The 12,187-nt window shown below is 41.6% G+C and carries 14 protein-coding genes and 2 pseudogenes; 11 read left to right on the top strand and 5 right to left on the bottom strand.

Annotation, left to right across the window (positions count from 1 at the left end; all coding sequences use genetic code 11):
* Positions 1-89: 89 nt before the first annotated feature.
* The 4 genes and pseudogenes from AC0QUU_RS02605 to AC0QUU_RS02620 all read right to left on the bottom strand — a co-directional run.
* On the bottom strand, positions 90-389 hold the full coding sequence (locus AC0QUU_RS02605; protein WP_311136023.1) for a DUF6262 family protein: 300 nt from the start codon (positions 387-389) through the stop codon (positions 90-92).
* On the bottom strand, positions 352-1,863 hold the full coding sequence (locus AC0QUU_RS02610) for a tyrosine-type recombinase/integrase (protein ID WP_204907370.1): 1,512 nt from the start codon (positions 1,861-1,863) through the stop codon (positions 352-354). Before AC0QUU_RS02610 ends, AC0QUU_RS02605 begins: the two co-directional genes overlap by 38 nt.
* Positions 1,856-3,586, bottom strand: a complete 1,731-nt coding sequence (locus tag AC0QUU_RS02615; RefSeq protein ID WP_089705380.1) for a tyrosine-type recombinase/integrase — start codon at positions 3,584-3,586, stop codon at positions 1,856-1,858. The genes AC0QUU_RS02610 and AC0QUU_RS02615 overlap by 8 nt, the downstream gene beginning before the upstream one ends.
* A gap of 15 nt (positions 3,587-3,601) precedes the next feature.
* Positions 3,602-4,246: pseudogene (locus AC0QUU_RS02620) on the bottom strand (tyrosine-type recombinase/integrase); the annotation flags it as partial.
* Here AC0QUU_RS02620 and AC0QUU_RS02625 point away from each other — a divergent pair.
* The 5 genes and pseudogenes from AC0QUU_RS02625 (at position 4,158) to AC0QUU_RS02645 (ending at position 7,709) form a co-directional block, all read left to right on the top strand.
* Positions 4,158-4,751 (top strand): biosynthetic peptidoglycan transglycosylase, encoded by a 594-nt coding sequence (locus AC0QUU_RS02625; RefSeq protein WP_089705449.1) that lies wholly within the window; start codon positions 4,158-4,160, stop codon positions 4,749-4,751. The pseudogene AC0QUU_RS02620 and the gene AC0QUU_RS02625 sit on opposite strands and share 89 nt — an antisense overlap.
* A 261-nt stretch (positions 4,752-5,012) precedes the next feature.
* On the top strand, positions 5,013-5,420 hold the full coding sequence (locus AC0QUU_RS02630) for a hypothetical protein (protein WP_474544461.1): 408 nt from the start codon (positions 5,013-5,015) through the stop codon (positions 5,418-5,420).
* Complete coding sequence (locus tag AC0QUU_RS02635) at positions 5,413-6,492, top strand: HigA family addiction module antitoxin (protein ID WP_215632548.1); 1,080 nt, start codon at positions 5,413-5,415, stop codon at positions 6,490-6,492. Before AC0QUU_RS02630 ends, AC0QUU_RS02635 begins: the two co-directional genes overlap by 8 nt.
* A gap of 467 nt (positions 6,493-6,959) precedes the next feature.
* Positions 6,960-7,376 (top strand): annotated as a pseudogene (locus AC0QUU_RS02640) (C40 family peptidase); the annotation flags it as partial.
* 15 nt (positions 7,377-7,391) lie between these two features.
* On the top strand, positions 7,392-7,709 hold the full coding sequence (locus AC0QUU_RS02645) for a DUF4315 family protein (protein WP_474544462.1): 318 nt from the start codon (positions 7,392-7,394) through the stop codon (positions 7,707-7,709).
* Positions 7,710-8,013: 304 nt separating this feature from the next.
* Here AC0QUU_RS02645 and AC0QUU_RS02650 read toward each other — a convergent pair whose 3' ends face one another.
* The gene (locus AC0QUU_RS02650; protein WP_474544463.1) at positions 8,014-8,964 is read right to left on the bottom strand and encodes a PDDEXK nuclease domain-containing protein; all 951 of its coding nucleotides are present in this window, start codon (positions 8,962-8,964) and stop codon (positions 8,014-8,016) included.
* Positions 8,965-9,306: 342 nt separating this feature from the next.
* Between AC0QUU_RS02650 and AC0QUU_RS02655 the strand changes: the two genes are divergently transcribed.
* The 6 genes from AC0QUU_RS02655 (at position 9,307) to AC0QUU_RS02680 (ending at position 12,025) form a co-directional block, all read left to right on the top strand.
* Complete coding sequence (locus tag AC0QUU_RS02655) at positions 9,307-9,498, top strand: MerR family transcriptional regulator (protein ID WP_474544464.1); 192 nt, start codon at positions 9,307-9,309, stop codon at positions 9,496-9,498.
* A gap of 226 nt (positions 9,499-9,724) precedes the next feature.
* On the top strand, positions 9,725-10,252 hold the full coding sequence (locus AC0QUU_RS02660; protein WP_474544465.1) for a hypothetical protein: 528 nt from the start codon (positions 9,725-9,727) through the stop codon (positions 10,250-10,252).
* Positions 10,253-10,272: 20 nt separating this feature from the next.
* A complete protein-coding gene (locus tag AC0QUU_RS02665; RefSeq protein WP_474544466.1) occupies positions 10,273-10,557 on the top strand; it encodes a hypothetical protein in 285 nt (94 codons plus the stop codon).
* Complete coding sequence (locus AC0QUU_RS02670; protein WP_474544467.1) at positions 10,478-10,957, top strand: hypothetical protein; 480 nt, start codon at positions 10,478-10,480, stop codon at positions 10,955-10,957. The genes AC0QUU_RS02665 and AC0QUU_RS02670 overlap by 80 nt, the downstream gene beginning before the upstream one ends.
* Positions 10,958-11,296: 339 nt before the next feature.
* Positions 11,297-11,524, top strand: a complete 228-nt coding sequence (locus AC0QUU_RS02675) for a hypothetical protein (RefSeq protein WP_474544468.1) — start codon at positions 11,297-11,299, stop codon at positions 11,522-11,524.
* Positions 11,525-11,602: 78 nt separating this feature from the next.
* Entirely contained in the window at positions 11,603-12,025 is a 423-nt protein-coding gene (locus AC0QUU_RS02680; RefSeq protein WP_474544469.1) for a hypothetical protein, read from the top strand.
* Positions 12,026-12,187 lie beyond the last annotated feature (162 nt).

Consider the following 12,187-nt stretch of genomic DNA (forward strand, 5'->3'; position numbering starts at 1 on the left):
CGCCTGCTGGACGGCTCTTGGAACACGGCAGGAACCATTTTTATGGACTACCGCAACAGCGCAGATTTTTCAGACCGGCATACTGTGATTTACGGACATAATATGAAGAATGATACAACGATTTCGTTGTCCATCGCCATATCGAGAATGTTCTTTCGGGGATCAGTCATTCCGACCTGCTGTTCAAGTGCCTTGTCCAGTGTGCTTCGTACAATGGGGTTCTTGTAAAAAAATCCTCTCGACAATCCTGTCTTAGCAATCAGCTTCGGAATCGTTATTTTCTCTCCCTCATCCAGCATTTTAAAGATTGTCTTTTTAGCAAGTTCAATCTTGTCCGCACTGCTCTTTCGGTTACAGGCGACCATCTTTTCGTATTTGCTCATATTCATCCTCCCATCCGTCTAAGTTGTTTAATATTATCGCCGAGAGCTTCTGCCGTGCCTTTCGGGTTTCATCGGCAAGTAGTTGATTGCTCATCTTGCGATAGTATTTTACATTCCGGACACTGCTGTGTCCCAGCAACTTGGCGATAGTCCAATCATCCAGATGCATTTCTGTCAGCTTTACGCCGTAATAATGCCGGTAGATATGTGTGCTGAATCCGAAGAGCTCACCGTTGTCATCCCTTAAGTCCTTGTCGTAAATCATCGCCGTGACTCGATATTGCACTTTGGTATATGGCATAGCGTGTGCTGTATCTTTATCATCCACGAAGATGTAAGGGGTATCCCCGTATTTTTCTTTGGTATAATCAATTGCCATTTGGATTAAAGCTGCAAGCTCTGCACTGATTGGTTTTTCATAAGGCTTTGTTTTCATTTGCCGGATTCGGATAATGATTTCACCGTTTTTTTCCGACAGGCAGTCGGGAGCGAGCGTCAGTGTATCAGAGATTCGTGTGCCGAGCATTTGATGGATAATCATCAGCCTTGCAGTCTGCTCATCCAGCTTGACAATCTCCCGGTTGAGGCGCTTGAGTTCTTCGTCCGAATAAGTTTTGAAGGCTGCTTTCGGCGTCTGCGGAATATCTCTTGTAAGAAACAGCCCGATTAAATTCGGATAATCACACATCTGACCGATGCTTTCCAGCAGGCAGCGCAGGCGGTTTAGGTCTGCATGGAAATGTTTGGTTTCCGTTGCCTCTGTTTTGAGGTAGGTAAGATATTCTTCAACCACCTTGCGGCTGATGTCCTTGCAGGACTGGATGTCTGGCTGCCGTTCTTCAAGATACCGTGACAACCTCCGCACTGCTGTCAGTTCTTTTATCACGCAGGCGATGGCTTCGCTTTGCAGGTTGAGGTAGATGCCTTTTTTCACTTCCTGCCGGATACCGTCCTGCGATATCTTTGTGAAGTTTAAGGTTCGGACTCTCTTGATCGGATTGGCTCTGAACTCGATGCCGAGCTTATCAAGCTCCCAGATATCCTTTTCTTCTTCCTGGCGGTTATCCGTTGAGAGGAATTTCAACATGCGTTCAAGGTAGGATATTTCCCGAGCCTTTACCATTAAGGTGTTTCCGTTGATGGCGGTCTGTCTTTTATATAAAGGCATCTGTTCCTTGAACATCCATATTTTAAACCGCTTTATCCATGCCTCTGCACTTATGTCATGCAGGCTCGAACCGGGTTTGGCAGTATCCTGTAAAAACCGGCACACCTTTTTGAACTGCTGCAGGTCGTTATACAGCCTCGTTAAACAGACCTGCGTGCTTCGCCACTTTATAAAATCCGTTATTTCCTCACGCAGCTTTGATGCCGGTATCGGTTCTAAGTCGTAATATGGATTTTTGTTGATCTGCTTTTTCAAGAATTTCGCTTTCTCTGCCTCGTCATATAAATCCCATAAATAAATCCGGTTATCCATCTGTCTTTTCACCTCTTTTCATGCAAGCCGCCAGACTGTGCCGGCTGAAGTATTCCTCGCTTGCTTTTTCAATTTTCTTTGGCATATAGTCGATATACTGCTCGGTCATTTCTTCGTAGTCATGACCGAGGTAATCACGGATACTCTGCAGCGATACGCCCGTGTCGTAAAAATAGGTCGCTATCGTATGGCGGTAATCATGGGATTTGAACACATAGCCGCCGTTCTGAATGTTGTTGAGTTCGCAGTATTTCAACATATTGTAGCGGAAGGTTGACTTGCAGTATGCGCCGCCTTTTGCATTTTGGAATACATAATCATCCGCTTTGATGCCATGCTTTTTCAGATAAACCTTCGTTAGCTTATACAAGGCGTCCGGAATCGGGATTCGCTTATAAGTTCTCATCTTTATCTGATACACCTGAATCCAAGCGTCCTTGCCCTGTATGTAGTAGGCGTTGCCCTTTAAGGTGCATACCTCGCTGATGCGCAGGCCGACTCCCCAAAGGTGCAGGTACATGATCCTTATCGTTTCGGGGAAACAGCAGAGCTTTTCGAGAATTTCATCCGCGGCCTCTTGAGCTACACTCCGGTCAAGATGCCGTGGGATTATTTTCTTCAGACAGCATTCTGCATCGAAGGGTATCCGTTCAATGTACTGCCGAACCTTGAGAAAATTGAAGAAGTGCTGTATGCACATGACATTCTTATTGTAGGTTTCAGCTTGTACCGATCGCTGTCGCTGTTTTTTGAAGTAGTCATCCATCTGTGCCGGAGTCACCGAGCATACATCCTCATTTTCATCTTGGCATATATCGTTCAGAAAATTTCGGATAGCAGAATGTTCTCCGCGAATCACACTCACCGACAGGTTGGTGATGCCAAGTCCGTATCGGATGTATTTTTTCAGTAATTCCCGGTTTTTCTTATGCGTAACTTCTGTGAAGGAGATTGAGGATACCGGACTTGCCGCATCCAGCCTTTCCGGCTGTATCTGAAAACGTTCCATGTACCAGACATGGGCATTCCAGTTAATCTTTTCGGTCTGCATGAACAGTGCTTTTCGGCAAAAACTTATGATTCCGACTCGGTTGCAGGGTTTGAGCCGTTCACTGTCAAGGCCTTTGAATTGCTGTTCCTGCGCCAGCTCCATCTGCTCGATGTCATCGATTTTTTCGTCTGCGCAGAAATCGTACAGTTCTCTCAGTCCTAACAGATGCTTGCGCCTTGTTTCAAAGGCTGTGTCATTTTCTAACGCATAGTGCAGGATATCGAAAATCTGCCTTTTCAGCTTCTCCGGTACAGCCCGTGTAAAATCCCATGCCAATTCGTGTTTCTTCGTGGCTTTTCGGAACATCGCCCGGATGTCCGGGTTGGGATGATACAGCAGGAACAGGATTGTGTTCTCATAATTCGGACGGACAGGTTTTCCATCCGCTGCAATGTGGATTTCTTTACTTACCGAATACTGCTTTATCCTATCAAACGAGACCAGATAGTGACGATATTCTGCCGAGTCTGTATGATCTGGCAGCCATTTTTCAAACCTTACCCTTGCCGGATAGTCAAGGTCAGCTATGGTTTCCATGTCTTCGCTCACCATGAATTCAATCACTTTGCCTTTATACGGATTTTTGACTTCGGAGGTTTCTTTCTGCAGCCGTGCTTGCAGAATCGAAGCGTCCTGTTGTGTTTCAACCTGTTTTAATGCAAGCACCGCCATTTCATTCCACATCCTTTATAGCAAATTCTTGATGCCGTACAGATCCGAGTGCTTCTCATAAAATTCCCGGCTTGCTTCCATGAGCTGATCGTCCAGTATGCCGAGATATTTAACCGTTGTATCAAGATGCTTGTGACCGAGGGCTAACTGTATCAGTTCCAGCACCCAGCCTGAATTCCGTCTTGATACGGCGTAGTATCTGCGGAGCATATGAGGAGTCAGCTTGATTCCTGTTTTCTTTTCCATCCGTTCCAGCATATCGTAAACGCTTTCCACCCTCATCGGTCTGCCAGCGGTCTTTCCTTTTATATTGATGAACAGCAGATTCTGATGCTGGAGCAGACTCCGGTATTCCGACAGATAATGCATAAGGAACTCGAAGGTGTCGTTGCTTATCTTCGCTGAACGGTATTCCGCATTCTTGGCGCGGGCATCGTTATCGTTATCATCCCGAAAGTACACCTTGAGGTTATGCTGTTTATAATCAATATCTTTGGTATAATCCAAGCCGAGGATTTCTCCGATGCGGAAGCCGGTTTCTGCTATCAGCAGGAGTAGAAGCTGGTCACGGATGTTGGTGCAGGCTTGGAGGATATCAACGATTTCAACCTCGTCTGCCGCACGGACATCCCTGTCTTTTTCTTTCATATATCCCTTATATTTGGATGCTGTTGTAGCTGTGGAGGATCATCGCTTTGAACAGCATTGGGGGATTGACCTGATTGCAATAGGACGAGCTGCATGGAATAATCTGATTTCATGGAGCTTGAGAGAGGGTGGAAGTACAATCACCCAGCAGCTTGCCAAAAATATGTATTTCACGCAGGAAAAGAGCTTCATCCGAAAAATTGCAGAGATGTTCATGGCGTTCCGTTTGGAAAACACCTATACAAAAGATAAAATTTTAGAACTCTATGTTAATTCTATATATTTCGGTGATGGCTACTATTGTGTTCGGGATGCCAGTCGAGGATACTTTGGAAAAGAGCCTATTGATATGACTGGATATGAGAGCACCCTATTGGCAGGTATCCCTAACGCACCATCCGTTTACTCATTGACAGCAAATCCTGACTTGGCAAAACAACGCCAACAATATGTTATTCAACAGATGGTGAGATATGGTTACATAAGCGAGGACGAGGGAAAAGAACTGTCGCAGTAAGGAGGATGAAATAAGAATGAAAAAATACTTGTTGTAGATGATGACTTAGATTACTTAGCGTTTTTAGTTACTGTTTTGGGAAAAGAATTTGAAATTTATGTAGCATCTGGTGTTAAAGAAGCCTTACAGGTGTTCGATAAGACATTGAAGCTTTACTCACTCATGACTACTAAGCCGGAGGAGGTTGAAGCCAGAAAGCAAAAGGAAATGGAAGAATAATTGTGAAAAGAGAGTGTGAATTATTGACTAGAGATTCTCCTGATGGTATATTTAGATTACCTAACGGGTAATTTGAAAAGGAGGGCAAACGTGCAGCTACTATACAATAACAGCAAAGTTCAGAAACAATGTACCGATTTAAAAACTGCAAAAAAGTTGTTTGGCGGGAATGCTGCATTAGCAACCAGCCTATTTGCCCGAATAAATGCTATGCAGCAGGCGAGTGTAATTAAGGATATTGTAATGATGCCGACATTTCATTTTCATAAGCTGAGTGGCAATATGGATGGATTTTTTGCTATAGATGTAAAAACGAGAAGAGATCCATGGCGTATTATTATTCAGCCATTAGATGAGAATGAAGAACCTTATGATCCTTGTAATATTGATGAAATTGCTGGTGTGGTTAGAATTGTTGAAGTAAAGGAGGTAAGTAACCATTATGAGTAATTATATTGAATATAATGATAAGATTGCTTTTCATCCTGGATACTATATCAAAGAAATCATTGAAGAAAGTGGACTTTCTCAGAAAGATTTTGCAAAACGATTAGATACCACGCCAAAGAATTTAAGTATTCTGGTACGTGGGGAGCAAAGCTTATCAATCGATATTGCCATGAAATTATCTCGAATGTTAGGGACTAGTGTTGACTACTGGCTGAATCTTCAGAAGAGCTATGACGCTTTGATTGCTGAGTTTGAATCATCCAAGGAATTAGAGCAGGAAAGAAGAATTTTCAAGTACTTTCAGTACACATATTTCAGAGAGAATTTTGGATTGCCTGATCTTCCGAGAAAAACAAATGAGCAGATTAAGTGCCTACGTGAATTTTTAAATGTTGCGTCATTATCTGTTTTCACAAAGCAAAATATGGCAGTTAGTTTCCGAAGTGCATCTGAAGATATGAAAGAGGCTAATATTGCCAGAGCAAATGCAATGGTTCAGATCGCAATTAATCAGGCACTGAAGATAGAAGCACCTAAGTTTGACAAAAAGAAGTTTGAAAAAGCTGTTGATTATGCATTGACATTAACAACACAGCATGGTGATTTTTATCCACTGATTAGGAAGGCCTTTGAAGATGCGGGAGTAATATTCGTAATACTTCCAAATCTTCCGGGTTCAGGAATAAATGGTGCAACCAAGAAGATTGGGCAGAATGTAATGCTGATGGTGAATGACAGACGTTTCTATTCAGATACATTTTGGTTTACTCTGTTCCATGAGATTGGCCATATTATTAATGGTGATTATGGAATTACGTTTGAAAATGAGCACGCTGGACAGGAGGATGCAGCAGATAAATATGCGGAAGACAAATTGATCCCTCCAGGAGAATATGAGGCTTTCGTTAAAATGAATGAGTTTAGCGAAAATGCTATCCGCAGATTTGCTGAAAGAATTGACAGAGATCCGGGTATTGTCCTTGGCCGCTTGCAAAATGATCAGATTGTTCCATTTACAAATGTTGCACTGTCAAAAGCATTAAAACACAAATACAAAGTAATAACATCATAAAGAAGTATATAACTTGAGGTCGTCTACCGTTATCCACGATAGATGGCCTTATTTTTTTATCCATTTGGGGAGAAAGGAAGTGAAAGCGATTGGAGGAATTTAAGGCGAAAAGCCATGCGGTCAAAAAGATGACCCGAAAGGGACTTGTGGAAACAGATTCCAGAGAAGGGATAGTGAAGGAAACTGCGGAAGCAAAGTCCGATGGAAGGCGCATCAATGAGGCTGACTTTCAGTTAGAACGTAAAGGCGCCCAGTCCAGGGCTGATCCCGTAGATGATAAGCCGGTATCGGATGCTGCCTCGCGAAGAAAAAAGCAGATGGTACAGAAAGGTGTCCGGGATGGGAATGGTTTTAATGAAGCTGTCGTAAATGACGGTGGCTTCTCAAGAAAGCTCCAGGATCATGAAGGTCAGATGGATGAGGAGAATCTTGCTGACCATCTCAGTACTATTGCAACATTACCTGGTGGCATGAACTATGATATCCCACCGGAAGCATTATCCGATGCACGTTTCAGAAAAATGATCACTGAGGCGCAGAGATATCTTGGTTATCCATATGTGTGGGGAGGAAGCTCACCAAGTACCAGCTTTGACTGCTCAGGTTTTGTATCCTGGGTAATCAATCACTGTGGAAATGGATGGAATATCGGAAGATGTACAGCAGAAGGTCTTCGAGGTCATTGTACTTATGTGGCACCGTCCCAGGCTAAACCGGGAGATCTGAGCTTCTTCCAGGGAACCTATGCTACTTCCGGAGCCAGTCATGTAGGAATCTACTGTGGTGATGGAGTCATGATCCATTGTGGTAATCCGATCCAGTTTGCAAACATCAACAGCAGTTACTGGCAACAGCATTTCATGTGCTTTGGCCGACTGCCATAAGGAAGGAGGAGTTATTTGAATAGAAAGATCAAGCGCTATCTGGATGAGATCGAGCGCACAGAAAAGAAAATTGAAGAGCTGCAGGCTTATCTCAAGGGTGTCCGAGTTGCTTTAAAGGCGGAGGAAGAAAATGAGATGATCAAAAGCATTCGCAGTATGAAGCTGAATAGCCATGAACTGTTTGATTTGTTGAATGGTATTCAGGACGGAAGCATCAGCTTTCAGGTAGATGAGGAGTCCGGTTCCAATGAGGAATCAGGCTCCTTGTTTTTTAAAGAAAATACAGAAAATGGAAAGGAGTCAGATTATGGCGAGATGGAAAAATATGAGTAAGAGACTTGCGGTCCTCATTATGATGGGCGCAATGATGCTGGGATCTGCTACGACTGGCCGCCTTTATGATCGTATTGGCAAGGGGAAGGAATTTTTCCCTATCCGATCTGAAAATCAGATTCGAAGGAGGAACAGTATGGAATTCTCGTAGATTACAGTGCGATGAAAGATATGCTCAAAGTAGAAATGGCTGTAAAAGAGCAGAACGTAAAGATGCTTTAGGTTGCACCATATAAAAACAGCCTTGTAGTGGAGTACAAGACTGTCTATGTTTTGATCGTTATGTTGTATCTGCAACTATCGATTATTTTAACTCATTTTCGATTTCTTCAATCGTAGGAAGAGTATTCTTAAATTCCGAAGGCATAAGTTTGGCTAATTCGTATTCAGAAATACCAATAGGAGATTTCATATTATTTACTGCATATTGTGCAAGAACATCGTCTTTTGTTTTACATATCAGCAAGCCGATTGTCGGATTGTCTCCGTCTTTACGCAAAATTCCATCAACTGCGGCCACATAGGTTCCGAGTTGTCCCATATCACGAGGATCAAATTCCGTTATTTTGACTTCTATAACAATATAGCAGTGGAGTGTTATGTTATAAAATAACATGTCTATATACTGCTCTGTCTGCCCAACAATAAGCCGGTATTCGCGCCCTACAAAAGCAAAGCCAGTTCCGAGTTCCAGAAGAAAATTCTGCAGATTATCCATAAGGGCATCTTTTAATTCTTTCTCATTGTATTTTACACTTATGGACAAAAAATCAAAGTTATAAGGATCGCGTGTAATTTCCTGCGCAAGATCTCCTTGTGGGGACTCTAGTGCATCTTTGAAATTAGAAATAGCTTTTCCCTGTCTCTCATAAAGATCTGTATCAATAAAATTGAGAAGTACAGCACGTGACCAGTTGTTTTCACGAATCTTTTTAATATAGAATCGTGCCTTTTCAGTATCGCCTTTACATTTTGACATAATTACCTTGTGATGTCCCCAGGGAATTAAAAAAATGAATTGCGAATCAAGCTGGTTCGTAATTTCTGCGGTATCCATTTGCGAATCAGCTTGATTCGTAATTTTAAGTTCTGGATAGAGACTGTAAAACTGACACATATATTGCAAATTGCGGGGACTAAACGATTTTACATCAGGAAGCAATTCTTTGAGGTCTTTGCTAATTTGCTCAAAAAAATGAGACCCCCAGGCGTAATTTTGACGAATTGATCTATTGAATATAATATATATTATCATGTCCTATATTTTGAAACAATAGAACAGTATTATTGAATTTTATGTCCTTGAATTTTATGTTCAGGTACTGCCACACTGATTAGTACAGGGCTGAATTGATACAAAAACTGAATAGGGTGAGATCTCCGGAGGAACTGCCAGATTGGACAGCTGAATCCTCAGAGGCAGCGCCGGGGATCAAGAGTTTGTGACTGGACTGGACTTGACGAAATAATCATTGTAGATTTTGGAATATAGATATTTTTACATAGTTTTCAGATTAAATAAGCGTGTAGTAAGATTACAAAATTTAAAAAATGTTGAAGCCGATATCGGCTAATAATATTCTGTTAAGTAGAGAAGGTGAATGGAGTGAAGCGCTTATATACAATAGATCAGGTTTCAGAATTAACAGGAATCAACAAGCGAACGCTTAAGTATTATATTGAACGGGATATGATCAGTCCTTCTGACAAAAAAGGAGAAGGTGGCAAACTTCAAAAAAGAATAAATGACCGGTATTATGAAGTTAAGCCGCAGGACTTGGCTTCATAATTACATAGGAAAAGGAGTGGTTCGATGGAACGAAAAACCGACTGTTCTTTTTCTATGCCCGCAGCCTGAAAGGATCAGAACGGTACAGGAATTTTCAAAAACTTTTCCTGATTTTTACAAATAGAAGTGCATAGTTTTAATATTCTCCATGTATGATGAAGAAAATTCCAGGGGCCTTGGAAAAAAGATAGCAAAACACTAATTCATCAGAAAAGAGGAATATATTATGAAGAAGAAAATTTTAGCTGCATTTCTTGCTGCTGTATCCTGTATGGCAATGTCTGTTACTGCTATGGCGGCAGAGAGCACTCAGGAAATTTCAGCAGTGCTGACAGCAGATCCGACTTATACTGTGACAATTCCGGCTACTGTTAACATGGGAAATGACGGAACAACAGTAGATGTAACAGCATCTGATGTTGAAAACCTTGCAGACGGACAGAAGATTTCCGTAACGATTGCCGGAACAAATTATTACAGAAATCAGCTGGTTCTGGAAGCAGACAGGGACCTTGTTGACGTCAATCATGCCCGTACTCTTCGTTACCAGATCATTTCCGAAGATGGAGAAGTAATCGAGACAACAGGCCAGGATACTGCTACTGGAAGTGAAGTGGTTTCTTTTACCGGAAATGAGACAAAACAGTATCAGATCAAGCCGGTTATTGTGGACGCCAATAAGGACAGACTTGTAACTGGTGTTCCTTACACAGGAAGTATTACTTTTGGAATTGAACTCGCAGATGCAGAGTAATTCAGAGTAAGCGGATTACAGTGATTGAAAAGAATCATTATATAAGCATTTCAGCATCCAGTCTGTCACTCTCTTGCTGTCGTTTTGCGGCTGAAGAGAGCGGCAGGCTGGAAATGTATGTACAGGCGGAAACAGAAAAACGCGTTCCGGCAGGTGTTGGTACTTCAGGAATCAAAGAAAATATAAGGAAAGAAGAGAATGTAATTTATGCAGAAACAGACAGGAATGAAAAAAATTCTGGTGATCTTAATCATAGCATTGATCCTCCTTGCGGCAGTGATCCTGTGGATGGCTTTGAGGGATAAAGACAATGGAAGAAACTCTGCGGGAATCGTAGTATCCGATGAAGCCGTGGAATGGAATAAAGACCTTGAAGATACTTCAGGGGGCCAGCCGGGAATTAAAATCCCCGGTTATGGGGACATTACCGTGAACAGCGGTTCTACAACATGGGAGATCACACTTCTGAATCCTGAAGGAAATGACTGCTATTTCCAGTATGCCATTACGATTGATGATTCGGATACCCCGATTTATGAATCTGATCTGATCGAGCCGGGGAAAGCAATCACTGAATTTGAGGTGTCAGAACCTCTGGAAGCAGGAGATTATGAGATCCATCTGAATATTTCCGCATTTACCATGGATGAAAGTCTGACTGCATTAAACGGAGCGGATGTGAAGGCTGTTCTGCATGTGATCTGAAAAGAGTTCGATGAAGGATGAACGTTATTGTTCTTAGAAGAAAAATGAATATGAATTATAGTGAATTACTCCAACTCGCAAAGGGCTGGAGTAATTTTAATTATGTGAAATTTATGATATTTTTCATTTTTCAATATTTTTTGAAAAAACTTGACATTCAGTTATTATATAAGTACAATAATACGATTTAGTTCTTCTAAATGGGCGGATGGGGAAAAGAGAAAGAAGGTATATATTATTTATTACCTGGATGATGAAGATACAAATGCAGGTTATATGTACTTAAAAAGGAGAAAAAATAACGGGTATTCATTCGAAGAAAGAAAACTATCACAGAACGTGGATGATAAACTTGAAGAAATACTTGAATACGAACAAGGATGGAATATAATTAAAGATGAATATCTTAAAATAAAGAACAGGAATAGAGATCCTCATAAAAAATCATTTATTCTTTATCTGGAAAGCATTCATAATGTGTATAATCATATAAACCAATACAAAGAAAAAGAACGACTGAGACGGGCATTTATCCCGTTAAACAGCTGGTATGGATTTATAAGATAATTATCGTATTAATGATATATTTACTCAGAAGTTCCTTTACACACGAAATAAAACAATTAACCGGAGAGGAAAAATCTTATGAAAAAGCCAACAATTCTTTTATTAACTGCCACCCTCATACTGTCTTTCTCAGCCTGCGCCGGACCGGATTCCCCGGCGGAATCTGCCTCCGGAACAGCCGATACCGTTTCGTCCGATGATCCGGAGGAGGAAACAACAGAGCGTGTAAAGATAACGATGGACTATAAGGGCGAGGATCAGTTAGAGGAGCGGGATGTACTGGCATTTACAGAATTAGACCAGCGGGCGGTTATGGGGATTGCTACGTCCAACAGTGATGTTAGGACTCTGAACATCCCGCCGGGAAATTATGTTCTTCTTTCAAGTACTTTAGGTGCGCTGGAATTCAAAATCGAAGAGGATGATCAGGAAATAATCGTACACGCAGATTATGAATCCGGGAAATTAAGTATAGAAAAGAAAAACGAAGAAAATAACTGATATTTTATCCAGTGTTAAATTTGTGATAATTTTCACAAAAAGATTGAAACAACTGGAATAATATGGTAGTATTTCCAATGGACTTATTGAGACATCAAAGGGGCTGACTGGTTATCGGTTGGCCCTTTTTCTGTTGTCAGAAGTGGTTTTTATTCTATCGGC

The organism is Mediterraneibacter sp. HA8405, assembly GCF_056148955.1.

Coding starts and splice junctions, on each gene's coding strand:
- AC0QUU_RS02605 (WP_311136023.1), bottom strand. CDS start 389: ATGAATATGAGCAAATACGAAAAGATGGTCGCCTGTAACCGAAAGAGC.
- AC0QUU_RS02610 (WP_204907370.1), bottom strand. CDS start 1,863: ATGGATAACCGGATTTATTTATGGGATTTATATGACGAGGCAGAGAAA.
- AC0QUU_RS02615 (WP_089705380.1), bottom strand. CDS start 3,586: ATGGCGGTGCTTGCATTAAAACAGGTTGAAACACAACAGGACGCTTCG.
- AC0QUU_RS02625 (WP_089705449.1), top strand. CDS start 4,158: ATGTTGGTGCAGGCTTGGAGGATATCAACGATTTCAACCTCGTCTGCC.
- AC0QUU_RS02630 (WP_474544461.1), top strand. CDS start 5,013: ATGGTATATTTAGATTACCTAACGGGTAATTTGAAAAGGAGGGCAAAC.
- AC0QUU_RS02635 (WP_215632548.1), top strand. CDS start 5,413: ATGAGTAATTATATTGAATATAATGATAAGATTGCTTTTCATCCTGGA.
- AC0QUU_RS02650 (WP_474544463.1), bottom strand. CDS start 8,964: ATGATAATATATATTATATTCAATAGATCAATTCGTCAAAATTACGCC.
- AC0QUU_RS02660 (WP_474544465.1), top strand. CDS start 9,725: ATGAAGAAGAAAATTTTAGCTGCATTTCTTGCTGCTGTATCCTGTATG.
- AC0QUU_RS02670 (WP_474544467.1), top strand. CDS start 10,478: ATGAAAAAAATTCTGGTGATCTTAATCATAGCATTGATCCTCCTTGCG.
- AC0QUU_RS02680 (WP_474544469.1), top strand. CDS start 11,603: ATGAAAAAGCCAACAATTCTTTTATTAACTGCCACCCTCATACTGTCT.